Origin of the sequence: Undibacterium sp. Ji49W (assembly GCF_049340205.1) — a bacterium.
Lineage (GTDB): Bacteria > Pseudomonadota > Gammaproteobacteria > Burkholderiales > Burkholderiaceae_D > Undibacterium.
Genome location: NZ_JBMPOW010000006.1, coordinates 34,240 through 57,832, shown reverse-complemented (window position 1 = coordinate 57,832; position 23,593 = coordinate 34,240). Strand labels below are relative to the sequence as shown.

The following is a 23,593-nucleotide window of genomic DNA, read 5'->3' as shown; positions in this document are numbered from 1 at the left end:
ACTTACTGTATGCGCTTCAGGAAGCCATCTGGTGCGACAGTAATCTGCAGTTTGTTGTGTATGCTCTTGTCGATGACAAATTCCGGGTGTGTCTTCAGGTATTCATGCACTGCTGTCTTGGGGCTGTTGCCTGGCTGCCAGGGGCGGTTATCAAAGACATCTGCCGGCACATCCTCCACAAAGGTGTCAAACACCACGCAGTAACTGTCTTTGCTGACCAGCGGAGCATACGCCTGTAGCTCTGCCAGCACATGCTCATGCGTGTGATTTGAATCCAGGAACACAACGATACGCTGCTTGCCACGTGCAATATCCTGCACCTGTTGCACAATCTCTGGCGCAACACTGGAACCTTGCAGCATTTGTATGCGTTTGGCCATTGGGTGCTGCAAAATCGCATCCTTGTTGTGCTGGCGGATATCGATGTCTATGCCGAGCACCAGAGCATCCGGATTACCGCCACAGGCGGCATTCAATTCCAGCATTGAAGCCGAATAAATAATCGAGCCGCCATGCGCAATGCCGGTTTCTATAATCAGGTCAGGCTGCACGTTCCAGATGATTTCCTGCATGGCGACCATGTCGATGGGGTTTTGTATGATGGGCCGGCCCAGCCAGGAAAAGTTGTACACATACTGGCGTCGCATGCTTTGTTCCAGCCAGCTGCGCGACTGTTCCCTGAACTCGCTATCCTGGCCCAGTTGCTCTATGCGTTGGTCACGTTCAGCTTCGAATTGTTTGATCGGGTTCATGGCATCCTGGCGTAATAGTTAAAAAGGACCGGCAGTTCAGTATTCAAATCACCTTGCATGGAGCCACACAAGGTATGCAGTTTTGTCGTAGAAATCCGGGGAAAGCGTAGTTCGGGCGCCTGTTCTTCAAATGCACAGGCCACACCCAGTGTCTGCAATTGCGCAGCCAGGCTGGCATGAGAAGTATTATGGCCGCTGGCCAGATTGTAAATACCTGATTCACCTGCCGTTGCAATCAGCGGCAGGCAACGCACAACATCAGCCACGGCAATATAATCTTTTTCAGAGCTGGCGGCGGAACGGAACAACAGTTTTTTATTACCGGCAGCATCGCGCAGTATTTCGGATAAAAAATTCTGCTCCGGCATGCCTTGCCCATATACATTCGACAAGCGCACTACCCTGACATTGCGCTGGCTGTTCAGGCACAAGCTTTCGCCCATCAATTTGGAGATATTGTATAAATCGCCCGCAAGATTCGGATTTACTGTCAGTGCGGCCTGCTCGTCAGTAGACGTTGCCCCGGCATACACACGGGTGCTGGACAGATAAGTCAGGCTGCTAAACTGGCTGCGTTGCAATATATCGGACAGCAGATGGACATGTGCATCTACTGTTGCATAGGGTCGCTGGCGAAAGTCAGCCGTCAGACCTGCACAGTAAAAAACATGCCCCAGGTCTTCATCCATCAGGCGTGGGTCTGCTTTTTCAGCGACATAACTGTTCCAGCCCGCGGCCTGCAAGGTCAGGTGCAAATGCCTGCCTATGAAGCCTTTGCCACCGATCAGGGTTGCACGTGGAGCCTGAAGCGCGTTCGATATCATTTGCGCTCCCCTATCTGCCTCAATGGGTTGCCAACCTGTATCGAATAGGCAGCAATTTCGCCACGGACGATAGACCCGGCCCCGATAACACAACCCTTACGCAGGATAGCACCATCCAGAATGATGCAATTGGCGCCGATCCAGACATCATCCTCAATCACAATGCCACCCTTGCTGGGCAAAAAGCCTTGCTGATTGATACGTCTGTTTTTGTCCTGATATGCATGATTGACCGGGGCAAACGTACAATTGGCCGCGATAGCCACGTCATTGCCTATATGGATACCATTTCCTGTGTACAGTACACAGCCAGAATTCACCACACTACGCTCACCGATGATGACGTCGCCGGCACCACCTGCGGGTTTGATCTTGACGAAACTGTCTATGCAGGCAAAGGCAGCGACAACAATACGTGTCCCCCTGACTGAATCTTCAATATCAGCCAGCCTGGATACACGTGCGTCGGGATGTATGTCTATCACGCCTCAAGCACTTTCATCGTTACTCTCATCATTGTCAGGTGATGCTTAAATCTTCATTAACTCGGGAACTGCCACGACAAAATGCCCACCCCACTCTTCAACCGCAGCCAGGTCACGCATGATTTCCGTCTTCAGATTCCAGGGCAGGATCAGCACATAATCCGGCTTGTCTGCCAGCAGGTAAGCGGCATTGACAATTGGTATCCGGCTGCCGGGCATGTATTTGCCCTGTTTATGCGTATTGATATCGACCACATAGGGCAACAGGTCCGGGCGCACGCCAGAAAAATTAAGCAGGGTATTGCCTTTGGCTGCCGCGCCATAGGCGGCGACGCGCTTGCCCTTGCGTTTGGCATCCAGCAAAAATTCCAGCAAGCCAAACTTGGCTTCTTCTGCCCTTTCCTGGGCACGCCGGTAGAAATCCAGGGTCGTCATGCCAGCTTCGTGCTCCACTTGCAGCAACTGGCTGACACTATCTTTTTCAGGGTAATGGCGAATGTCGGCTCTTTGGGCCAGCACACGCAAGCTGCCACCATGGGTAGGCCATTCCTGCACATCAAATATATGCAGGCCATTGCGTTCAAACACGGTCTTGACTGCATGCAGGGACAGATAAGAATAATGCTCATGGTAGGCAGTATCAAACTGATTTTGCTGCACCATGTTCAGCAAATGCGGAAATTCAAAACTGGCCACACCCTGCTCACTAAGAATATCGGCAAAGCCACGGACAAAATCATTGATATCTGGCACGTGCGCCAGTACATTGTTTGCCACCGCCAGATCGACCCGCCCCTCGGTGGCCAGCAACTCATGCGCCAGTTCGGCTCCAAAGAAGCGTTCTATGATGCGTATGCCTTTTTCGCGCGCTGCTGTCGCCGTGCTGGAAGTAGGTTCCACGCCAAAACAGGGGATGCCAGCTTCCATCACATATTGCAGCAGGTACCCGTCATTGGCGGCCACCTCCATGACCAGGCTTTGTTCGCCGAGCTTGAATTCGCGGCGCATGTCTTCCACAAATCGTTTGGCATGCTGCAACCAACTTGACGAGCATGAACTGAAATATGCGTATTCGGCATCAAACAGATTTTCACGGCCAGTAAAGTCTATGGTTTGCACCAACCAGCAGGCATCACACACCATGAGCTTCATGGGCAGCCAGATTTCAGAAGTGTTCAAGGTATCCGGACGCAAATATGCATTGGATGGAGGGGCAGAACCCAGATCAAGAAAACTCTGGGTCAATTCATGGCCACAATGCCTGCACTTCATACATTTACTCCTTGAAAATCTGTATCCAGCAATATTCCCTGATTATCCCGGTCTGACATTTCGCTCGCCGCCAGGGGCCAGGTGATGGCCAGGCGCTTATCCATTGGATGCACCCCCATTTCACTGGCTGGCATGTAGGGCTGACTATGACAATACAGCATTTCCACGTCATCTGTCATGGTCTGGAAACCGTGGGCAAAGCCAGCCGGTATCAGGTAAGAACGTTGATTCTCTGCCGACAGCAGGACGGCATGCCATTGCAGAAAATGTGGTGAACCTGCGCGCAAGTCCACCGCGACATCCCACACCTCCCCCTTCATGCAACTGACCAGCTTCATCTCGGCAAATGGCAGCAATTGCAAATGCAGGCCGCGCAATGTGCCCTTGCGGGCAGTATAGGTGTGGTTGATTTGCGCTATCGGTGCTGTCCAGCCAAGCGTTTGCATATCCTCTGCACAAAACAGTCTTTGCAGATAACCGCGCTGATCGCCACGCGGCTTCCTTTGCACCAGTTGCAAACCCGTTATCGGTGTGGCCAAGAAATCAAATCGCCCGGACATACTCATAGCCCTTTTGAAGTTATCAGCATATCGTTCATGCAGGCTGGCCTGGCTGTTCTGCGAAGAATTGCGCCGCATGCAGATAGTCATCCATATCGCGCGCGCACAGCGCATCTGCCGACATGCCATTTTCAAAATCACGGTACCAGCGCATGCTGTGCTCTACCGCTGTACCCAGTTTCCAGCGCGGAGCTATGCCCAGCGTCTGTCTGAGCTTACTGGCATCCAGCGCCAGTAATCCGGCCTCATGCGGGCCACTTATTTCGGTGGCAAATTCAATCTGGCCCTTGCCATAGGCAGCATGCGCCAGTTGCACCACTTCCCTGACACTGGCAGCCCCATCCGGCCCTATATTCCATGCCGGACTGGTCGCCGGATTGCTCCAGGCATGTTGTGCCAGACATAAATAAGCAGACAGTGGCTCCAGCACATGTTGCCAGGGACGTACTGAATCGGGCCGCCTGATGTGCAGGGTGTCGCCGTTGCGCCAGGCCCGCACTGCATCCGGCAGCAGGCGGTCTTCTGACCAGTCTCCACCACCGATGACATTGCCGGCGCGTGCGGCCAATATGGCCGTACCCTGCTCGTGCAGGAAAGAATCGCGATAGCTGGCCAATACCAGTTCTGATGCGGCCTTGCTGGCGCTATACGGGTCATGCCCGCCCAATTCTGCGGTTTCGGGGTATGGTGCCAACTGCTCGCGGTTGCGATATACCTTGTCCGTGGTCACCATCAGGGCGACTTTCACGTCCGGACGGCCACGCAGTGCCTCCAGCAGATTGGCGGTACCCATGACATTGGTTTCAAAAGTCGCCAGCGGTTGCTTGTAACTGGCCCTGACCAGTGCCTGGGCGGCCAGATGGAAGACAATGTCAGGCCGTGCCGCATCCACGGCCAGTTTGACGGTATCAAACTGGCGTATGTCACCAAAGTGGCTATGTATCTTTTTATCAATCTCCAGCGCATCAAACAGATTGGGGCGCGACTCTGGTGGCAGCGCCAGCCCATGCACAACCGCGCCCATGTGCGCCAGCCAGTTGGCAAACCAGGCGCCTTTGAAGCCGGTATGCCCGGTCAGCAGCACCCGTTTACCGCACCAAAACTCGGCATCGGGAATAGCACAATTATGTTGAACAATGTTTTGTATGCTTGCCGTCATGTTTACCACACTCGCCACGGGGCATTTCCTGACTGCCACAAATCTTCCAGCAGGTTTTTCTCACGCAGGGTGTCCATGGGTTGCCAGAATCCTGAATGTTCAAAAGCCATCAATTCCTGGCGTGCTGCCAGGCCGTTCAGAGGTTCCGATTCCCAACTGGTCGGATCACCATCGATCAGATCCAGCACCTTGGGAGACAACACAAAATAGCCGCCATTGATCCAGCCACCGTCACCACGCGGTTTTTCGGTAAAACCGCTCACCTGATCGCCGTCACGTTCCAGTGCACCATATCGACCAGGCGGCAAGACCGCTGTTACGGTCGCCAGTTTGCCATGCGCCTTATGAAAGGCGATGGAGGCAGCGATATCGAGATCGGCCACACCATCCCCATAGGTAAAGCAAAACGCCTCTTCATTTTGCAGATAACGGGCAACCCGTTTGAGCCTGCCGCCAGTCATGGTGTCTTCGCCGGTGTCCACCAGCGTCACCTTCCAAGGTTCGGCATGATGTTCATGCACTTCCATACTATTGTTTTGCATGTTGAAAGTGACATCCGACATATGCAAAAAATAATTGGCAAAATATTCCTTGATCAGATAACCCTTATAGCCGCAGCAAATCACGAATTCATTCACGCCATGGGCAGAATAGGATTTCATGATGTGCCAGAGTATGGGGTGGCCACCAATTTCTATCATGGGTTTGGGCTTGAGATGCGTCTCTTCGGAAATCCGCGTGCCCAAACCACCGGCCAGGATCACTGCTTTCATTGCTCGGGTCCTTCACAATAGATATTCCACATCTGACGATAGGCTTTTTCTACCGAACGGGCAAATGCCGGCTCATCCATCAGCAGCGACTGTTCCATTTCTGTGCGCAAACTGCCACGCAGGCGGCGCAAGGTATCAAGATCATGCGCCAGGATAACTGCTTTTTGGGCGTATTCATCTTCTGTAGCGGCAATCCATTCTTCATGCCCTGCTGCTGTCAGGATACTGGCACCGATACGGCCTACCGATGGCCTGTCTGTCAATGAGATGAAAGGAATGCCCATATACAATGATTCCAGCAAGGTCGTTCCGGAATTATGCGGGAAGCAATCCAGACCAATATCTATATGTTTGAGCACTTCCCATGAAGGTGAAGTGAAACCAATCAGCAATCTTGAACGGTCTATGCCATACCGCATGAAGCGTGACGCCATTTCATCCTGTACCTGGGGATCTTTAAAATCGCCACTATTGATAATCAGTTGCGAATTTGGCATGGCGTCAAGTATGGTTGCCCATACGCGCACCACCCGGTGGTTGATACGTGTCGAACGCGACAGACTGCCAAAGGTAATTACGCCATTTGATTCAAAAGGCGGCGGACCCAATTCTGCCTTTCTGGTGTCTGGCCTGTATACATAGGCGGGTCCATCCAGGCACCAGACTTTTTCGGCAAACAGATGTGCGCAATTGTCGGTGATGGTCGGCTTGTCGGTCAGGTAATAATCAATGGCACTTAAACCCGTGGTGTAGCCATATTCCAGCCAGTGCAGGGATACCGGGGCCGGCTTGCGGGCAAATACCGGCAGGCGGTTGCCGTTGGTGTGGCCAGCCACATCGACCAGGATATCGATGCCGTCAGCCCGTATTCTTTCGGCCAGCACGTCATCCGTCATGTCACGGGTTGGAACCCAGTGGTCTATATGTTTTTTATAATACCCGGTGACATCGTCTTCAAAAGGCGGATTGGCATAGGCATAGACTTCTACCTGATCCTTGTCATGCCCTTCCAGCAGCGGCAGCAGGAAGTATTTACAGACATGATTATAGAAAGCCTGGGTCACATAACCCACTTTCAGACGCTTGCCGGGAACGCGCGCATTCTCAAACTTCTTCCATTGCGCCTTCAGCGGCGCGGCAAAGCGCAGGTCAAACTCATGGTAGGCGTTATAAATCACCTCTGGCGTCAGGTCCGGGTGGTAATTCAGGCAAAACAATAAATTGGTGTAGATCTTGCGATTGAAAGAAGATTGTCCATCTTCCTTGAATGACAAAGCCTTGATATAGGCTTCAATAGCCGCATCCAGATGATTGGCTTCACGCAGGGTATCGCCATAAGCAGCCCAGATTTCGGGAATATCGTGGGTCAGCGTCAATGCATGCTGACCACATTCTATCGATTCCTGTACCTGGCCATTCTGGCGCAGGGCGTCAATCAGGTTGGGATAAACCTGCAACAGATCCGGTTGCAGTTCGAGAGCATGCCGGTATTGCAAAATGGCGAAGCTGTACATACCGTGTTCACGGTAAGCCAGTCCAAGATTATTAAACAGGTATGGCTGACTTGGATCAATCTGTATAGCCTTCGATATATTCTCTATGGCGTCTTCGGTCCTGCCAATAAATCGCATGGCATTACCCAGATTATTCAGACCCACTACCATATTGGGCTGTATCGCCAGGGCTTTTTCAAGATATACGATGGCATCCGCACACCGCTCCAGAGAAATCAGGACATTGCCCATATTCACCAGGATGTGCGGATTGGTTGGCAGCAGTTCCAGCGCCCTGGTCAAAACTGGGAGCGCATCGGCAAATTTGGCCTGCTCGATGCGGGCCACACCCAGATAATCCCAGACTATACCGTCACGCGGTAAATATCTGGACAGCCACAAACTGGCTTCTTCCAGTTGCACATACTGCTTACCAAGCAGGTATTTATTAAAAATACCGAAAGCGACTTTTCTGTTGTCCGGAAAATGCGGCATGACGTCGAATGCCAGCTTCAGATACTGCATGGCTTCATCGCACTCATTCAAGTCACCGCATATCCTGGCCAGTGCATATAAGGCATCAGGATGACGGGGGAAATGTCTGATGATATTCAGGCAAACCTGTTTGGCCTGGGGTAAAGCACCTGCATCAAAGTGTTTGTTAACTTCGCGCATTGCCTTTCGTGCATCAAAACTGGATTTACTCATGCCTGCGCCCTGATAAGGTGTAATTATTATTAAACAAATAAGCCCAAACACGCCAATAAGGCGTTCAACCAAACCGATTTTACATTTCTGCGTATTTCTGTACTTTTTTACACTACTGTGAAGACAGCTTTGCCTCTTTAAACAGGAAAATACCAGAAACTACCCAGCTCAGGCTTATTGTATAGCTAATGAATTCGTTTCCATATGTTAAATAAGGCCCTAAAACTAAATCAAATTTAGCCCTAAAGTATTCAAAAAAAGCGCCGACAAACGGAAACATCTTTAAAACTTGAGCGAAAAAAATAACATTTATTTTCAGAAACACGCTAAAACTTTTTTAGTCTGTACCGATACCCTTTACAACGGCGGTCCAATAGTCAGCACGAAAGACCAAAGTTTCAGGCTACTACGCCAATTTGAATAACTTAGGGAGAATCACCATGGCTGTTATTAATACCAATATTGCATCGCTGAATGCACAACGTAACTTGAGCACATCCCAATCTGCTCTGAACACTTCCCTGCAACGTCTGTCTTCCGGTCTGCGTATTAATAGCGCGAAAGACGATGCCGCTGGTCTGGCTATTTCCGAACGTCTGTCTTCTCAAATCGGCGGCTTGAATCAAGCTGCACGTAATGCGAACGATGGTATCTCTCTGGCGCAAACCGCTGAGGGCGCGTTACAACAGATCGGTTCCAACTTGCAACGTATCCGTGATCTGGCCGTACAATCTGCCAACGGCTCCAACAGCGTTTCTGATCGTGCTGCTCTGAACAACGAAGCAAGTCAGTTGATTTCTGAAATTAACCGCGTTGCCAGCAGCACCAACTTCAACGGCGTGAACCTGCTCGACGGTAGCTTCTCTGCACAAACTTTCCAAGTTGGCGCCAACGGTACCGCAAACGATCAAATCAATATCGCTTCCATCAGCAGCGCAAAATCTAGCGCTCTGGGTGTTGGCGCATCTTCCAGTTACGCTACGACAGTAGCCGGTGCCGGTGCAGTTACTACTACAGCCCTGGCTGCTGGTGACCTGTCCATCAACGGTTTCCAGGTTGGCGCATCTGCAGCTGACGGCGTATCTTTCTCCAACTCCACAGGCAGCGGTATCGCTAAAGCAGCAGCGATCAATGCGATCAGCGGCAGCACAGGTGTTACAGCCACTGTAGGTTCCACTACAGTTGCCGGTACAGCCAGCACATCCGCAACAGCGATTGCCTCCGGCGACATCACTATTAACGGCGTAAATCTGGGTGCCTTGAGTGCTTCGACTTCCGGCGCACAACGTGGTGCTCAAGTTGCAGCTGCTGTTAATGCAATCAGTACACAAACAGGCGTTACTGCAACATTCAATACAACAACTGGTGCAGTTGCACTGGCTGCTGCTGATGGCCGTAACATCACTGTGACTGCCAGCACCAATGCTGCTGCAGCTGCTGCCAACACAGGTATCACTGTATCTGCAACTGGTGCAACTGATATTGCAACATCGACACTGTCCCTGACTTCCACCAGCTCTGCCGGTATTACTCTGGCTAACGGTACTGGTACTGGTCTGACAGCTGCCAACCTGACTGGTGGCTTCACTTCTGCTTCGGTCACTGTCGGTGCGGGTGTATCTTCACTGAATCTGGGTACTGCTGCCGGGGCCACCGCCGCGTTGACGACGATTGATGCGGCCTTGCAATCGATCAATAGTTCCCGTGCTTCTCTGGGTGCGTATCAAAACCGTTTCTCTTCCGCGATCGAAAGCTTGCAGACTAACTCTGAAAACTTGACAGCATCCCGCAGCCGTATCCGCGATGCAGACTTCGCTCAGGAAACAGCATCTCTGACACGTGGTCAGGTCTTGCAACAAGCTGGTACAGCGATTTTGGCTCAGGCTAACGGCTTGCCAAACGGCGTTCTGGCCCTGTTGCGTGGCTAATAGCAGTAGGCTTATGTAAATTAGGTCTATACTTAAAGCATAAAGCATGTCCCCCTGGTCAAGATTTTGACCAGGGGTATTTTTCTTGAAGGAAAAGATCATGGACATCCGATCGATAGGGAATACTTCTCAATCTGGACAACTGATCACGGATAGACCAGCAGGAACTGACAGCAACGCACAGGTATACAAGTCAGCAGCTGCTTCAACTCAGACCATCGATGCCGTCAAAGCCGCATCATCTGCATCGTCACCGCCAGCAATCGACAAAGTGACCAAGGCAGTCGACGATATCAATAAAACTATCCAGTCTCTGTCACAGTCTCTAGAATTCAGTGTAGAGGAACATAGTAATAAAGTAGTCGTGAAGGTGGTTGACCAGCAAACCAAAGAGGTTTTGCGTCAGATTCCTTCCGAAGAAGCCCTTGAAATATCGCGTTCCTTAGATAAACTACAAGGTCTCTTAATTAAACAGCAAGCTTAATCATTTATTTAGTCAGTCTTACACCTAAATTTTAAATTGGCACGTAAATTCCCCTCTAAAGTCTAGTTTGCCTTAGCCGATAATTTAGTACAGTACGGTCTGACAAGGGGGAATAACGTGGGCATACAATCTACAGGCTTAGGCGCCAATCTGGACGTCAACGGTCTGATTTCAAAGTTAATGACGGTCGAGAGCCAGCCCCTGACCACATTGGCGAAAAAAGAAGCCAGCTTTCAGGCAAAGCTGTCTGCTTACGGTACGCTCAACAGCGCACTCAGTGTGTTTCAGTCGAATGTTACCGGACTCAGCAATCTGGGTACCTTTCAGTCTCTGAATGCATCTGCCGGTGATAGCTCCATTTTGTCAGCCACCACTACCAGTGTCTCCACCCAGGGCAGCTATAATGTCAATGTGACCAAGCTCGCACAGGCACAAACTATTTCCAGTGCTGGCCAGGCCAGCTCCACCGCCAGCATAGGAAGCGGTACCAGCACAACCATCACTTTTGAGTTCGGCGCCATTAGCGGTGGCACGTCAGCAAACGGCGTGTACACAGGCGCTACGTTCACACAGGATGCAACCCAGTCTATTGGCACCGTCACAATCGACGGCGCGAATAACTCGTTGCAAGGCATACGCGATGCAATTAATGCCGCGAATGTCGGCGCAACCGCCGCCATTGTTGGCGACGGTAGTGCTACGCCTTACCATCTTGTACTTACTTCAGCCAAGACCGGAGCGACATCCAGTCTCAAGATCACGGCGTCTGGTGATGCCGCTATACAAAGCCTGGTTAATTATGATCCGGCAGGTGCTCAGAATTTTACAGAAACAACCACAGCACAGAATGCCGCGCTGACCGTCAATGGCATTGCCATTTCCAGCGCTTCAAATGCCGTGACTGGTGCTATACAGGGCACCACACTGAATCTGAGCAAAGTTGGCACCACCAGCCTTTCATTGAGCACCAATACCAGCGGTATTCAATCGGCCATTAATGGTTTTGTAAAAGGATTTAATGACTTTCAGGCAACACTGAAGACCTTAACGGGCTACAATGCAAGCACCAAAACGGGCGGCATCCTGATAGGTGACTCGACCGCCAGAAACATCCAGAGCCAGGTCAGGTCTACATTAAGTACTGCCGTAAATGGTCTGGGTGGAAATATCACCACCTTGTCAAGCATAGGTATCAGCTTTCAAAAAGATGGCACGCTTTCTGTCGACTCATCCAAATTGCAGACGGCCCTGAGTACCAATTATTCAGAAATAAGCGGCTTGTTTGCATCGGTCGGCAAGGCAACAGACAGCCTGGTCAGCTATAGCAGTTCTACTACAGCAACCAAGCAAGGCTCGTATGGTCTTGAAATAACTGCCGTCGCCACCCAGGGTGGCTTGAAGGGAGATCTGGATCTGACAGCGGCCAACACAACCATTGCGGCCAACACCACTATCAATGTCACACTGAATGGTAAAACTGCAGCCGTCGCCCTGGCAGCGGGTTCATACACAGCATCGTCGCTGGCAACTCTGTTGCAAACATCGATCAATGGCAATTCCACTTTTAAAGACAATGGCTCAACAGTGACTGCCACCATTGATGGCAGTGGCTTCCTGCAATTGCAATCAACCAATTATGGCAGCGCATCCAATGTCACGCTGGCTAACGGTACGGGTACTGGTGCAGCCAGCCTGACAGGCACTGTTCTTAACGGCACTGCCGGGGTTGATGTCGCAGGCAAACTGAATGGAATTACTGCCGCTGGCTCTGGGCAATACCTGACTGGTGCCACCGGTTCAGATGCAGAGGGTTTGAAAATACTCATCACCGGTGGCTCGCTCGGCGCACGCGGTAAAGTCAACTTTTCCAGAGGATATGCGTCCCAGGTAACGTCCCTGCTTTCCACTGTGGTCGGCACCTCTGGTTCAATTTCGGGCGCAACCGACGGTATCAATCGCAGTATCAAAGATATCGGCAAGCAGCGCGACATATTGAATAGCCGTCTGTTTGACACGGAAGCACGTTATCGCGCGCAATTTACTGCCCTGGATACGATTGTAAGCAGCCTGAACAATACAAGTTCATTCCTGTCGCAGCAACTGGCGGCATTGACGTCCAGTACGAAGTAAAAAGCAGGATCAGCAGCATAAGCAATATCAGTAGTTAGTAGAATAGAAAATATCAGAGAGGATTAATCGCTATGTTTGGCTCATCTCAAGTACGTGGTGCAAATGCCTATGCCAAGGTTGGCATAGAGACTGGTGTTGTTGCTGCCAGCCCCCATAAATTGATCGTGATGCTTTTTGAAGGCGCAATCGTGGCGATCTCCAATGCTTCGCAGCACTTAAGCAATGGAGAAATAGCCTCTAAAGGTCAGTCGATTTCGAAAGCGATTGCCATTATCGAAAATGGCCTGCGCGCCAGCCTTGATAAAAAAGCAGGCGGCGAAATCGCCAATAACCTCGATGCCCTTTACGAGTACATGACCGCCCGTTTGATCAAGGCGAATCTGGAAAACAACGACGGCATGCTCAATGAAGTCAGGAATCTGTTGAAGGATCTGAAAACTTCGTGGGAAGCAATTGCACCTGTCAGTGAAGCTGTCATGGAAGCGCCAAAAATGAACGTTGACCCACTGTCTCCTCGTCCTGCCAACTTTGTTGAGGCTTGAATCAAGATGAATAGTCTGGAACTGATTACATTGTATGAAAATGTCGCAACGATTACGGGCAATATGCTGGAAGCCGCCCGTTCACGCGACTGGGAACTGCTGGGGCGACTGGAAAGTGATTGCTCTAGCCGCGTCCAGCTATTGCGTGAAAATGAAATTCCTTCCGATCTTCCAGCCGATATGCGCGACAAAAAAATCCGCATCATCAAACAGATTCTGGCTGACGACAGGGAAATTCGCGACATTACCGAACCCTGGATGGCACAGTTATCTGACATGATGAAAAGCTCCAGCACCAGCCAGAAGCTCTCCAGAACTTATGGTGTTGGCAATAGCGCCTGACGACTATGCCTGCGCGGCTCGATATACTCACTAAACCTGTAGCCAATATCGAGGCACCGGCCGCCGTAGGCGCGATTACTGAAACCAAGCAGGACATCACTCCGCGACTGGCGCAACTGGTCACGGGCCAGTTACTGAAGGGTGAAGTCCTGTCGAAACTGATGGATGGCAGTTTTACCGTAAGAGTAGCGGGTATAACAGCAAAAATGTTGTTACCCGAAGGCAGCAAGACCGGGGACCAAATTCCCCTGCGCCTCATAGGTACTGAACCACGCCCGACTTTTTTACTGGAAAGCGACACGGGTGCCCATCAGTTACCCACCAACGCACCACAGTTACTAACACCAGATCCGGGCAAACCCGGATTGCCATCCCCCTCGCAAAACTATGCTGCGCCGCAGACAGCAGAGACAGGAAAGGCAGCCGCCTTACCAGCTACGACCGGTAGCAATACCCCTGCTGTCATTGCTGAAGCAGCTCCCGAAGCGGATGCATCGACAGTAGTCACGCTGTCCGGCAAACAAAGCTTGCCGCAAACCGGCAACGCACTCCTGGACAAGGCGCTGGCACCGGCACTACAGCAGTTGGCACCATCCAAAACCAGCGAAATTATCAGCAAATCACAGCTGCCCAATATCAATGTTGTCGACACCACGCCAGACCATCTGAGCAGCGCACCGACGTCATTAAGCAACACTGGGAAAATGATTGACCAAATTTTACAAACCGGACGTCAGACCGGCACGAAAACCAGTATCAGCAGCGAAGTACCCATTCTTGCCAGCCCTTCAGAATTAAAAGACAGCATCAGGACCGCGACCAAACTACAAAATCAGATCAGCACCAGCGGCCTGTTTTATGAATCTCATGTCGCAGAATGGGCGCAAGGCAAACGGGATATCGCCGATATTCGCAGTGAACCGCAATCCCAGCTCAGCTTATCGAAAGCAGCAGACAGCTTGCAGGCCAGCAATACCACACCCATCAATAAGGAAATGGGGCAAATTATTCACCAGCAACTCAATGTTTTGGAACAAAACGTTGTACGATGGCAGGGAGAGCTTTTCCCCGGGCAGAAAATTGACTGGGAAATCAGGAAGGAAAGCGAGCAGGCGCGGCATACACAGGCAGGCAGTGAAGATAGCAGTTGGCAATCGGTCGTCAGTTTTGATCTTCCCACACTGGGGAAAGTAACGGCCACCATCAACCTGCAATCGAACACCGTTGGTTTGTCGCTGCGTGCCACGCAGGGTGACACGGTAGCCGCTTTAAAAAGCCATGCCAGCGAGCTAGCATCTGCATTGCAAATGGCCGGCTCGCCATTGATGTCTTTCGTTGTCAATCAAGATGAATGAGCCCAAACCGCAGATTCAGAATGCTGTCGCCCTTGCTTACCAGAATGGCGATGCGGCACCACGTGTGGTTGCCAAGGGCAAAGGCCTGATTGCAGAAGAAATCATTGCCCGCGCTAAAGAACATGGTGTGCACGTGCACCAATCCAAGGAATTGGTCTCTTTATTGATGAAAGTCGACCTGGACCGAGATATTCCTCCAGCTTTGTATCGCGCAGTTGCAGAACTTCTCGCTTGGCTTTACCATATTGATAAAGGAAACTCAGAAGCAATTTCGGAGACGCCAGGGCAAAAACCGGTTTGATTGCCCATTTACTGAATGTAATTATAAAAATATATGCCATCCTCACCTCCGAGCCTAGGTACAGAAAACCAGAGCCCCTTCCAGGTCGACTCCCGGAGGGAGATCATCGGCTTGTTACGCGGTTTAAGGGAAAGCAAACAATTGATCAGCATGCTGATCAACAGCGGTTCCGAAGTATTCATCACGTCCATTCTGGAAGTTGATGACACCAATAATTTAATCATCATCGACAGTGCACCAAGCCAACTGGCAAATCAACGCATTACTGAAGCGCCACGGGTTTCTTTTGAAGGCTTGCTGGACAAGATCAGCATACAGTTTTCATCCGACAACCTGGAACTGATCACGTTTGAAGACCGCCCTGCTTTCCAGTTTAGTATCCCGGCAACGGTGATACGCCTGCAAAGGCGCGAGTATTATCGTATCAACACCCCGTTATCGACGCCGATACGTGCCCTGGTACCGGTACAGGTGGATACCCGGCAAGAAACCCTGAAACTGTCGCTGGTTGATATCAGTTGCGGCGGCATCGCCATACTGGATGAAAGAAAAGCCATGGATAGCACCATAGGTGTTATCTATGAGCATTGCAAACTTGATCTGCCAACCATAGGATTGGTGGATGTGGTGCTGCAAGTCAGGAATTCACAGGATCTTATTTTGTTGAATGGCAAAACCAATCGCCGTCTGGGGTGCCAGTTCATCAATATGTCCAACAACGTGCTTGCCAGTGTTCAGCGTTACATCATGAAACTGGAACGTGAGCGCAATGCCAAAATGACTGGCATACGCTAGACAACAAGAGACCATCAGAAAGAACAAGGGGCAAAATTGCCCCTTTGTTTTTTTGTGCAGACACAATCAAGGCAATCAATACACAAATTGCCTGGCATAAGATACACGGGCTATATCTGCATATTCATGATGTCATGATAGGCAGACACCAGTTTGTTCCTGACCTGCACCGTTGTCTGGAAAGATATATTCGCTTTTTGCATGGAAATCATGACGTCGGACAAACTGACCTTATCATCCCCCATGGCAAATTTTTCCCCCAGCTTTTGCGAACTCGTTTGCGCCTGGTTCACGCTATCCAGCGAGGCTTTCAGCGCATCTGCAAAATCGAGCTTGCCTGGTGGACTGACATTGTCCGCCTGATTTACCCCCAAACCCGTGCCCACGCCTGCACTGGCTTCCATTCTTGCCGCAGTTGCCTTCAACTGTGCCACCATGGCTTCTATGCGACTTGCGTCAATTCCGCCGATATTCATCACATCACCTTTTTTTCAGACTTCTATGACTGCTACATTAACAGCTTGAAAACAAAAGCGAAGCTGGAAAAGAACAGGAAAACCAGTGTTTTTCCTGCCTTTGATTTTGCAAATTCAGTGGAAAATCGGTATCAAGGAAAAAACTCATCTCCGGAAGTACTCGCATGCAACTCATCGACACAATTATTGGCACAAGGTAATTTATGGCAACCGCAGAAAATACCGTACTTGCCCCACCAGGCCCTGCTCTTCCGAATATCTTCGGATTACAGCAAACGCCTGCCATTCGCAATATCTTGCTGGCGGTGGGTGCTGCCATCACATTGGCCATCATGGTGGGCGTATGGCTGTGGAGCCAGCAGCCGGATTACAAAGTCCTGTTCTCCAATTTCAATGACAGAGATGGCGGTGCCATCGTCGCATCCTTGCAGCAATTGAACGTGCCCTATAAATATTCGGACGGCGGCAATGCCATTCTTGTGCCTGCCAATCAAGTGCATGACGCACGTCTGAAACTGGCAGCGCAAGGTTTACCCAAGGGCGGCAATGTCGGTTTCGAGCTGATGGAAAACCAGAAACTGGGGATTTCGCAATTCCTGGAACAAGTCAATTTTCAACGCGCGCTGGAAGGCGAGCTGGCACGTTCCATACAGGCAGTTTCTGCGGTGCAGACCGCGCGTGTGCATCTGGCTATACCCAAATCATCCGTATTCATCCGTGATCAGCAAAAGCCCACTGCGTCGGTTTTGCTGAACCTTTACCCCAGCCGCGTGCTGGATCAGCAACAGGTCAGCGCCATCATTCACCTGGTCGCCAGCAGCGTGCCGGAACTGTCGGCCAAGAGCGTCACCATCGTTGACCAGAACGGCAATCTGCTGTCTGATCCCAGCAAACAGATGGCGAATAATAATCTTGACCCTTCGCAATTGAAGTATGTGCAGGAATATCAGCAAAACATCGTCAAACGCATAGAGTCCATTATTTCGCCTATCGTCGGCTCCAGCAATGTGCGGGCTGAAGCGACGGCGGATATTGATTTCTCCAGGACAGAACAGGCGGCTGAAAGCTATCGCCCCAACTCACCGCCGGAAGCGTCCACCATACGCAGCCAGCAAACCAGCGAGTCCTACAACAAATCTGCCAATCCTTCAGGCATACCTGGCGCATTGAGTAACCAGCCCCCCGTACCGGCAACCGCCCCCATCGTTGCCAGTGCAGCCGCGACTGGTCAGGCTGGTGCAGCGAATGCCGGTTTGATGCAAAAAGACTCGACCACCAATTTTGAGGTAGACAAGACCATCAAATACACCCAGCAGCCCATGGGTGGTGTCAAGCGCCTGTCAGTGGCCATCGTCGTTAATTACAAGACAGAAACTGATAAGGCAGGAAAAACCTCAACCCGCCCTCTGACGGACATAGAAAAAACACAAATTACTGATCTTGCCAGGGAAGCCATGGGCTTCAACAAAGATCGTGGTGACACCCTGAATGTGGTCAATAGTCCCTTTGCCAGCCCTGAAAAAGAAACTATAGTGGAATTACCACTGTGGAAACAGCCAGATGTCATCCAAATGGCAAAGGAATTTGGTAAATATGCACTTGCCGCACTGGTACTGGCTTACCTGTTTTTTGGTTACCTCAAACCCATGTTGTATAAGATAATGGGCAAAGACAAGGAAACACTGGAAGCGCTGGAAGCGGAAAAACAGAAAGCCCTGGAAGAAGAACAGCGCGAGGAAGAAGAAGCCGCCATCGTCAATCTTTCCAAAGAGGCAGAGCACCAGAATACGCGTCAGGGTTCCAGCTATGAAATGAATCTGGAAATGGCAAAAGCCCTGGCAAAAGACGATCCAAGGATAGTCGCAAACGTTGTAAAGGCATGGGTCAGCAATGAGTGAAGACGGAGTTCAAAAAGCAGCCACCCTGATGTTGGCGCTGGGTGAAGACGGTGCGGCCGAGGTCATGAAATATCTTGGCCCGCGTGAGGTACAAAAGATCGGTGCAGCCATGGCTGCGATCGGCCCTATACCGCATGAAGCCATCGCCAAAGTCCTGGATGACTTCAAGGCGGCGGCCGACCTCAGTTCTTCGGTCGGGCTGGACTCGGATGAATATATCCGTAACGTGCTGACCAAGGCCCTGGGCGACGACAAGGCTGCCTCGCTATTGAACCGCATTCTGGGCGGCAAGGACGCCAGCGGTATAGAAAGTCTGAAGTGGATGGATTCCCCTTCGGTTGCCGAACTGATCAAGAACGAGCATCCACAAATTATTGCCACCATCCTGGTCCATCTGGAAAGTGACCAGGCCTGTGAAATCCTGAACCAGTTTACCGAGCGTTTGCGCAATGACATCGTATTGCGTATCGCCACCCTGGATGGTATTCAGCCTACTGCCCTGCGCGAACTGAACGACGTACTCACCAAGCTCTTGACCGGCAATGAAAGCCTGAAGAAAAAATCCATAGGCGGTGTGCGCGCTGCGGCTGAAATTTTGAACTTTATGAGCGGTGAAAACGAAGCATCCGTCATGGACAATCTCCGGAAATACGATGGCGACATGGCCGAGAAGATCATGGATGAAATGTTCGTCTTTGATAACATCCTCGAAATTGACGACAAGGGCATACAACTGCTGTTGCGTGAAGTGCAGTCTGATTCACTGATCGTGGCCCTGAAGGGCGCGAATCAGGATATGCGGGAAAAAATATTCAAGAACATGTCACAACGTGCGGCTGAAATGATGCGTGAAGATCTCGAATCCAAGGGCCCGGTACGTCTGTCAGAAGTGGAAACACAGCAGAAACAGATCTTGCTGATCGTCCGTCGCCTGGCCGACGAAGGCCAGATCATGCTGGGTGCAAAAGGCGAAGACGCTTATGTCTAATCCTGTGCGTAGCGGTGATCTGACCGCCTTTCAACGCTGGGAAATGACCTCGTTTGGCGACAATAGGCCGGCACATGTCGAAGAAGTAAAAGTTGCAAGCGCGCAGGCCGCCGCCATCAGTCGTATGGAAGCAGACAAGCTGCGGGAAAGCGCGCGCCAGGAAGGTTTTGCCGCCGGCTACAAGGAAGCCTATGAACGTGGTCTGAAAGATGGCCAGGAAACTGCTTACGCAGAAACCATGGAACAGGTGCAGGTCGAAATTCATTCTCTGCAACAGATGGCACAAGGGTTTTCACAGCAATTGCAGGCGGCATCTGGACAGATGAGCAATGAAGTGCTGGAACTGGCAATAGACCTAGCCAAAGCCATGCTGAAAATCAAATTTGACACTGAACCTGAACTGATACTGCCTATCGTTGAAGATGCAATCAATCAGATAAGTACAGTCCAGCAACCGGCGCAGGTCTTGCTGCATCCGGATGATGCTGTCATCGTCAAAAACCATCTGGGTGAATCGCTGACTGAAAATGGCTGGCGCATAGTTTCTGACCCACATATAGAACGCGGTGGCTGCAAGCTGGAAACACAGCACAACCTGTTGGATGCAAGTTATGCGACACGCTGGCAAAAACTCATGGACAGCATGCAACACAATTTTGTGAACGCCGTCTAGGCAGACCGATACGATGCAAGAAGCCTACATCAGCGACTGGAAAGCCAGGCTGCACAACAGCCGCGAGCAGCTATCGCATGTCAGCACCACCTCACTGTCAGGGCGCGTCACCCGTGTCACCGGCCTGGTGATGGAGGCGGTTGGCCTGCGCTTGCCGGTAGGCAGTGCCTGCTCCATTCATCTGCAAAGCGGTGCCAAAATAGATGCCGAAGTGGTCGGTTTCGAAGGTGAACGCCTGTTTCTGATGCCGCATAGCGATCTTGATGGCGTTACCCCCGGTGCTCCCGTCTTTCCGGCGGAGCCCGATGCACATGAAGTCGTCAATCACCCCCGCCGCCGCCCCAGTGACAGAAGCAGGCATTTACCGGTAGGCTATGAACTGCTGGGGCGTGTGCTGGACGGCAATGGCCGCCCGCTGGACACCCTGGGCCCGCTAGGCACGCATGAATCCGCCCCGCTGGGCGCGCGTATTTACAACCCGCTGGAACGCGCTCCCATCGTCGATACGCTGGACGTGGGTGTCAGGGCCATCAACAGCATGCTCAGCGTCGGCCGGGGCCAGCGCCTGGGCCTGTTCGCCGGTTCTGGCGTCGGTAAGAGTGTGCTGCTGGGCATGATGGCGCGCTATACCTCTGCCGATATCATCGTAGTTGGCCTGATCGGTGAGCGTGGTCGTGAGGTCAAGGAATTCATAGAACAGATTCTGGGCACCGAAGGCTTGGCCCGTTCCGTGGTCGTGGCAGCCCCGGCGGATGCCCCTCCCCTGATGCGCCTGCAAGGTGCAGCCTATGCCACCACCATCGCTGAATATTTCAGAGACCAGGGACGCAGTGTCTTGCTGATCATGGATTCGCTGACCAGATATGCCATGGCACAAAGAGAAATTGCGCTGGCCATCGGCGAACCACCAGCAACCAAGGGTTATCCGCCATCCGTCTTTGCCAAGCTGCCTATTCTGGTAGAGCGCGCTGGTAACGGTAAAAGCGGTGGCGGCTCTATTACCGCTTTTTACACGGTACTGACCGAGGGCGACGACCAGCAAGATCCGATTGCCGATGCCGCCAGGGCGATTCTGGATGGTCATATCGTATTGAACCGCACCCTGGCAGAAAGCGGCCATTACCCTGCCATTGACATAGAACAGTCGATCAGCCGGGCCATGCACAGTATTACCACACCAGAACATCAGCAGCTATCAAGAAAACTCAAGCAATTGTATTCACGCTATGAACGCGCCAGGGATCTGATCAGCGTCGGTGCGTATTCGCCGGGCTCCGACCCATTACTGGATGAAGCGATTCGGCTACAGCCCAAAATAATTGCATTTTTACAACAAGACATCACCGAAAAAAGTACCATACCAGAGAGCTTGGGGGCACTTCAGGCCCTATTCAACGGATAGAAATCTCTGATACCTACTATACTTGAATCACCATGGCACTAAAATCCCCTATTACCACACTGATCGAAATTGCAGAAAGAGAAGTGGACGACGCCGCCAAACTTCTGGGAAAGGCAATCCGCGCTCATGAAGATACACAGAAAAAGCTCAGCTTATTGCAGCAATACCGTGATGACTATGCGCAACGACTGCAAGATGGCGCAACAAAAGGTTTAAGTGCTGCGCAGTATACGAATTTCCTGTCCTTCCTCGGCAAGCTTGATACTGCCATTGAAGGACAAAAGCAAGTAGTCATGGATGCGGAACACCGCATCGTCATGGCAAAAACAGAATGGCAATCGACGGAAAAAAAGCGCCTTTCATATAACACTTTGCAAAATCGTGCGCATAACGTGCTGCAAAAAAAAGAAGCAAAGCGCGACCAGAAACAAACCGATGAAATGGCTGCCCGCGCCCTTTTTTATAAGCGTTAGTCAAAAATTTAACAGGTACTCACATGCAAGCGACAACCTTACTGACTTCCCTGGACAAACAGGCTGGAAGCGCTAAATCGGCAAAAAACACCACGTCCAGCGACGCCGGAAACAATTTCAATCAGATGCTGAACAAAGAAATTTCCAACGTCAAAAAACCGGACAGCGACGTCAATCGCAATGTGGCAAAACCTGCGACTGCACCGAAGTCCACCAATACCAGTGCCAATGCTACGTCCAGTAATTCCGGCAACAATGTTAATAACAATACCAACAAACAGAATACCGCCGACAATGCCCCCGGCACACCGGTAAAAAACAGTTCCCCTGCCGACGATACGGATGACAACAGCAAAGTCAGCAAGGATGATGAAAAAAACACGGCGCCGGCAGAAGACCTTAGCGCCCAGATACTGGCACTGGTAGGCAACCTGGCCCCGGCACCTGCGATCACAGATACCAGCAAGGCTGCCTCTGTCAGCACTGATGCCAGTGCCACTGACACCTTGGCCGGTGTAGATGTCAGCACGCTCGCTGCCAGCAACACCGCAACAGATACGAAAGATGTAATAGCCCTGGCTGGTGACAGCAAGTATGCAGAAACCGCAGACAAGCTTGCCGCAGCCATCGCTGACGCCAAGACCGCCGCTAACGACATTAAGCCAGTCAGCACGGAAAAGGCGGTAGGCGATGCGGGCGTTAGCGCAGCCGATATCAATGCCATCGCCGCGCAATTACTGGCAGGCAAGGCAACTACTGAAACCAAGGCCACAGCCAAGACAGTGACCAATACCACCGTCAATACTGCCATAGACAATAAGCTGACCAGTGGCGATGCAACACTAACAACCGCCCCCGCCCTGACACCGGTACAGGTACCGAAAGATACTACCGTCAAAACTGATAGCGCCGCGCTGGCAGATGCAAGCAAACCGGAAGTCGTCACCAGTGATCTCGTAATGGGCAGCAAAGCGTCCGACAAGGCGGCCAATGCCACCACGGCGATAGCGGCTGACACAGCCAAAAACTTTGCCAGTGATGTCGCGCAAGCCCGTGATGCGATTGCAGACAAGCTGGCCGAAATCAAACCGGCCGAAAGCAGCAAGGAAACACCTCAGGTCATCGCTCCGGCACCGATTGCCACACAGGCCGTCAGCAATGCACAAGCCAATGCGGCAAATGCCATGGCGATAGACCATATCAGCCCCCGCGTAGGCAACCCGGGCTGGGATAAGGCAGTAAGTCAAAAAGTCGTATGGATGGTAGGCGAAGCCATGCAATCTGCCGAATTAACGCTGAACCCGCCAGATCTTGGCCCGCTGCAAGTTGTATTGAAAGTCAGCAATGACCAGGCCAATGCCAGCTTTACCGCCGCCCAGCCAGAAGTCCGGGAAGCACTGGAAGCAGCCCTGCCCCGATTACGTCAGATGCTCAGCGATGCCGGCGTGCAATTGACAGGTTTCTCAGTCAATTCACAGGCCGCAGGTGCAGGTCAAGGGCAAAATTTTGCCCAGCAACAAGCCAGGGGCACAGGTACATCACGTCAAGGCAGCGACGTCGGCGACAGTACAGCGCTAGCTGCAACCAGCAGCCAGGCTAAAGTCAGAGTCAGCAATGGCGTAGTAGATACCTTCGCCTGACCCCGGTAAAAACAGGGCCGCCATATCTCTGACGGGCCTGGCGAGCGCGCTCCTGCGCGTTCATGCGCTTATCCAGACTGGTTATGGCCGCACAGACTTCTTAAGAACAGACTACTCAAGAAGTTTGCACCAGCAAGCTT

At 51.6% G+C, this 23,593-nt stretch carries 23 protein-coding genes; 14 read left to right on the top strand and 9 right to left on the bottom strand.

Annotation, left to right across the window (positions count from 1 at the left end; genetic code table 11):
* Positions 1-2: 2 nt before the first annotated feature.
* The 8 genes from ACO0LK_RS09005 to ACO0LK_RS08970 are packed head-to-tail and all read right to left on the bottom strand — an operon-like array spanning position 3 to position 8,026.
* On the bottom strand, positions 3-752 hold the full coding sequence (locus tag ACO0LK_RS09005; RefSeq protein WP_422974232.1) for a cephalosporin hydroxylase family protein: 750 nt from the start codon (positions 750-752) through the stop codon (positions 3-5).
* On the bottom strand, positions 749-1,576 hold the full coding sequence (locus tag ACO0LK_RS09000) for an NAD-dependent epimerase/dehydratase family protein (protein WP_422974230.1): 828 nt from the start codon (positions 1,574-1,576) through the stop codon (positions 749-751). The genes ACO0LK_RS09005 and ACO0LK_RS09000 overlap by 4 nt, the downstream gene beginning before the upstream one ends.
* Complete coding sequence (locus ACO0LK_RS08995; protein WP_422974228.1) at positions 1,573-2,061, bottom strand: acyltransferase; 489 nt, start codon at positions 2,059-2,061, stop codon at positions 1,573-1,575. Before ACO0LK_RS08995 ends, ACO0LK_RS09000 begins: the two co-directional genes overlap by 4 nt.
* 45 nt (positions 2,062-2,106) lie before the next feature.
* Positions 2,107-3,333, bottom strand: coding sequence for a methyltransferase domain-containing protein (locus ACO0LK_RS08990; RefSeq protein ID WP_422974226.1), 1,227 nt, complete (start codon positions 3,331-3,333; stop codon positions 2,107-2,109).
* Positions 3,330-3,872 carry a dTDP-4-dehydrorhamnose 3,5-epimerase family protein gene (locus ACO0LK_RS08985; RefSeq protein WP_422974224.1) on the bottom strand — a complete coding sequence of 181 codons (543 nt, stop codon included), beginning with the start codon at positions 3,870-3,872 and terminating at the stop codon, positions 3,330-3,332. The genes ACO0LK_RS08990 and ACO0LK_RS08985 overlap by 4 nt, the downstream gene beginning before the upstream one ends.
* Positions 3,873-3,927: 55 nt before the next feature.
* Positions 3,928-5,070, bottom strand: coding sequence for a CDP-glucose 4,6-dehydratase (rfbG, locus tag ACO0LK_RS08980; protein ID WP_422974222.1), 1,143 nt, complete (start codon positions 5,068-5,070; stop codon positions 3,928-3,930).
* Positions 5,055-5,825, bottom strand: a complete 771-nt coding sequence (gene rfbF / locus ACO0LK_RS08975) for a glucose-1-phosphate cytidylyltransferase (RefSeq protein ID WP_422974220.1) — start codon at positions 5,823-5,825, stop codon at positions 5,055-5,057. The genes rfbG and rfbF overlap by 16 nt, the downstream gene beginning before the upstream one ends.
* Entirely contained in the window at positions 5,822-8,026 is a 2,205-nt protein-coding gene (locus ACO0LK_RS08970; protein ID WP_422974218.1) for a tetratricopeptide repeat protein, read from the bottom strand. Before ACO0LK_RS08970 ends, rfbF begins: the two co-directional genes overlap by 4 nt.
* 440 nt (positions 8,027-8,466) lie before the next feature.
* On the opposite strand from ACO0LK_RS08970, the gene ACO0LK_RS08965 reads away from it, so the two are divergent.
* The 8 genes from ACO0LK_RS08965 to ACO0LK_RS08930 all read left to right on the top strand — a co-directional run bounded on the left by ACO0LK_RS08965 (position 8,467) and on the right by ACO0LK_RS08930 (position 15,903).
* The gene (locus ACO0LK_RS08965) at positions 8,467-9,954 is read left to right on the top strand and encodes a flagellin (RefSeq protein ID WP_422974216.1); all 1,488 of its coding nucleotides are present in this window, start codon (positions 8,467-8,469) and stop codon (positions 9,952-9,954) included.
* Positions 9,955-10,054: 100 nt separating this feature from the next.
* The gene (locus tag ACO0LK_RS08960) at positions 10,055-10,438 is read left to right on the top strand and encodes a flagellar protein FlaG (protein ID WP_422974214.1); all 384 of its coding nucleotides are present in this window, start codon (positions 10,055-10,057) and stop codon (positions 10,436-10,438) included.
* A gap of 117 nt (positions 10,439-10,555) precedes the next feature.
* A complete protein-coding gene (gene fliD, locus ACO0LK_RS08955) occupies positions 10,556-12,568 on the top strand; it encodes a flagellar filament capping protein FliD (RefSeq protein WP_422974212.1) in 2,013 nt (670 codons plus the stop codon).
* A gap of 71 nt (positions 12,569-12,639) precedes the next feature.
* Positions 12,640-13,110: a flagellar export chaperone FliS gene (fliS, locus tag ACO0LK_RS08950; RefSeq protein WP_422974210.1), complete on the top strand. Its 471-nt coding sequence runs from the start codon at positions 12,640-12,642 to the stop codon at positions 13,108-13,110.
* A gap of 6 nt (positions 13,111-13,116) precedes the next feature.
* Positions 13,117-13,452 (top strand): flagellar protein FliT, encoded by a 336-nt coding sequence (locus tag ACO0LK_RS08945; RefSeq protein ID WP_422974208.1) that lies wholly within the window; start codon positions 13,117-13,119, stop codon positions 13,450-13,452.
* 5 nt (positions 13,453-13,457) lie between these two features.
* Entirely contained in the window at positions 13,458-14,807 is a 1,350-nt protein-coding gene (locus ACO0LK_RS08940; RefSeq protein WP_422974207.1) for a flagellar hook-length control protein FliK, read from the top strand.
* The gene (locus ACO0LK_RS08935) at positions 14,800-15,108 is read left to right on the top strand and encodes an EscU/YscU/HrcU family type III secretion system export apparatus switch protein (protein ID WP_422974205.1); all 309 of its coding nucleotides are present in this window, start codon (positions 14,800-14,802) and stop codon (positions 15,106-15,108) included. The genes ACO0LK_RS08940 and ACO0LK_RS08935 overlap by 8 nt, the downstream gene beginning before the upstream one ends.
* A gap of 33 nt (positions 15,109-15,141) precedes the next feature.
* Entirely contained in the window at positions 15,142-15,903 is a 762-nt protein-coding gene (locus ACO0LK_RS08930; protein ID WP_186946579.1) for a flagellar brake protein, read from the top strand.
* A gap of 110 nt (positions 15,904-16,013) precedes the next feature.
* Here the strand turns inward: ACO0LK_RS08930 and fliE are convergent, their stop codons facing one another.
* Complete coding sequence (fliE, locus tag ACO0LK_RS08925) at positions 16,014-16,379, bottom strand: flagellar hook-basal body complex protein FliE (protein WP_422974203.1); 366 nt, start codon at positions 16,377-16,379, stop codon at positions 16,014-16,016.
* 203 nt (positions 16,380-16,582) lie between these two features.
* Here fliE and fliF point away from each other — a divergent pair, with 203 nt between their 5' ends.
* From fliF to ACO0LK_RS08895, 6 genes are read left to right on the top strand one after another with little or no spacing between them, the layout of a single operon-like run.
* Positions 16,583-18,277, top strand: coding sequence for a flagellar basal-body MS-ring/collar protein FliF (gene fliF / locus ACO0LK_RS08920; RefSeq protein WP_422974201.1), 1,695 nt, complete (start codon positions 16,583-16,585; stop codon positions 18,275-18,277).
* Positions 18,270-19,265, top strand: coding sequence for a flagellar motor switch protein FliG (fliG, locus tag ACO0LK_RS08915; protein ID WP_422974199.1), 996 nt, complete (start codon positions 18,270-18,272; stop codon positions 19,263-19,265). The genes fliF and fliG overlap by 8 nt, the downstream gene beginning before the upstream one ends.
* Positions 19,258-19,938, top strand: coding sequence for a flagellar assembly protein FliH (locus ACO0LK_RS08910; RefSeq protein ID WP_422974197.1), 681 nt, complete (start codon positions 19,258-19,260; stop codon positions 19,936-19,938). Before fliG ends, ACO0LK_RS08910 begins: the two co-directional genes overlap by 8 nt.
* 13 nt (positions 19,939-19,951) lie before the next feature.
* Entirely contained in the window at positions 19,952-21,340 is a 1,389-nt protein-coding gene (gene fliI / locus ACO0LK_RS08905; protein ID WP_422974195.1) for a flagellar protein export ATPase FliI, read from the top strand.
* 32 nt (positions 21,341-21,372) lie between these two features.
* Positions 21,373-21,813: a flagellar export protein FliJ gene (gene fliJ / locus ACO0LK_RS08900; RefSeq protein ID WP_422974193.1), complete on the top strand. Its 441-nt coding sequence runs from the start codon at positions 21,373-21,375 to the stop codon at positions 21,811-21,813.
* A 23-nt stretch (positions 21,814-21,836) separates the two neighbouring features.
* Entirely contained in the window at positions 21,837-23,453 is a 1,617-nt protein-coding gene (locus ACO0LK_RS08895) for a flagellar hook-length control protein FliK (protein WP_422974191.1), read from the top strand.
* Positions 23,454-23,593: the final 140 nt, after the last annotated feature.

What these genes read in the sequence shown, in the direction of transcription:
- ACO0LK_RS09005 (WP_422974232.1), bottom strand. Translation starts at nt 752, where the DNA reads ATGAACCCGATCAAACAATTCGAAGCTGAACGTGACCAACGCATAGAG.
- ACO0LK_RS09000 (WP_422974230.1), bottom strand. Translation starts at nt 1,576, where the DNA reads ATGATATCGAACGCGCTTCAGGCTCCACGTGCAACCCTGATCGGTGGC.
- ACO0LK_RS08990 (WP_422974226.1), bottom strand. Translation starts at nt 3,333, where the DNA reads ATGAAGTGCAGGCATTGTGGCCATGAATTGACCCAGAGTTTTCTTGAT.
- rfbF (WP_422974220.1), bottom strand. Translation starts at nt 5,825, where the DNA reads ATGAAAGCAGTGATCCTGGCCGGTGGTTTGGGCACGCGGATTTCCGAA.
- ACO0LK_RS08970 (WP_422974218.1), bottom strand. Translation starts at nt 8,026, where the DNA reads ATGAGTAAATCCAGTTTTGATGCACGAAAGGCAATGCGCGAAGTTAAC.
- ACO0LK_RS08965 (WP_422974216.1), top strand. Translation starts at nt 8,467, where the DNA reads ATGGCTGTTATTAATACCAATATTGCATCGCTGAATGCACAACGTAAC.
- ACO0LK_RS08960 (WP_422974214.1), top strand. Translation starts at nt 10,055, where the DNA reads ATGGACATCCGATCGATAGGGAATACTTCTCAATCTGGACAACTGATC.
- fliS (WP_422974210.1), top strand. Translation starts at nt 12,640, where the DNA reads ATGTTTGGCTCATCTCAAGTACGTGGTGCAAATGCCTATGCCAAGGTT.
- ACO0LK_RS08945 (WP_422974208.1), top strand. Translation starts at nt 13,117, where the DNA reads ATGAATAGTCTGGAACTGATTACATTGTATGAAAATGTCGCAACGATT.
- ACO0LK_RS08940 (WP_422974207.1), top strand. Translation starts at nt 13,458, where the DNA reads ATGCCTGCGCGGCTCGATATACTCACTAAACCTGTAGCCAATATCGAG.
- ACO0LK_RS08935 (WP_422974205.1), top strand. Translation starts at nt 14,800, where the DNA reads ATGAATGAGCCCAAACCGCAGATTCAGAATGCTGTCGCCCTTGCTTAC.
- ACO0LK_RS08930 (WP_186946579.1), top strand. Translation starts at nt 15,142, where the DNA reads ATGCCATCCTCACCTCCGAGCCTAGGTACAGAAAACCAGAGCCCCTTC.
- fliE (WP_422974203.1), bottom strand. Translation starts at nt 16,379, where the DNA reads ATGAATATCGGCGGAATTGACGCAAGTCGCATAGAAGCCATGGTGGCA.
- fliF (WP_422974201.1), top strand. Translation starts at nt 16,583, where the DNA reads ATGGCAACCGCAGAAAATACCGTACTTGCCCCACCAGGCCCTGCTCTT.
- fliG (WP_422974199.1), top strand. Translation starts at nt 18,270, where the DNA reads ATGAGTGAAGACGGAGTTCAAAAAGCAGCCACCCTGATGTTGGCGCTG.
- ACO0LK_RS08910 (WP_422974197.1), top strand. Translation starts at nt 19,258, where the DNA reads ATGTCTAATCCTGTGCGTAGCGGTGATCTGACCGCCTTTCAACGCTGG.
- fliI (WP_422974195.1), top strand. Translation starts at nt 19,952, where the DNA reads ATGCAAGAAGCCTACATCAGCGACTGGAAAGCCAGGCTGCACAACAGC.
- fliJ (WP_422974193.1), top strand. Translation starts at nt 21,373, where the DNA reads ATGGCACTAAAATCCCCTATTACCACACTGATCGAAATTGCAGAAAGA.
- ACO0LK_RS08895 (WP_422974191.1), top strand. Translation starts at nt 21,837, where the DNA reads ATGCAAGCGACAACCTTACTGACTTCCCTGGACAAACAGGCTGGAAGC.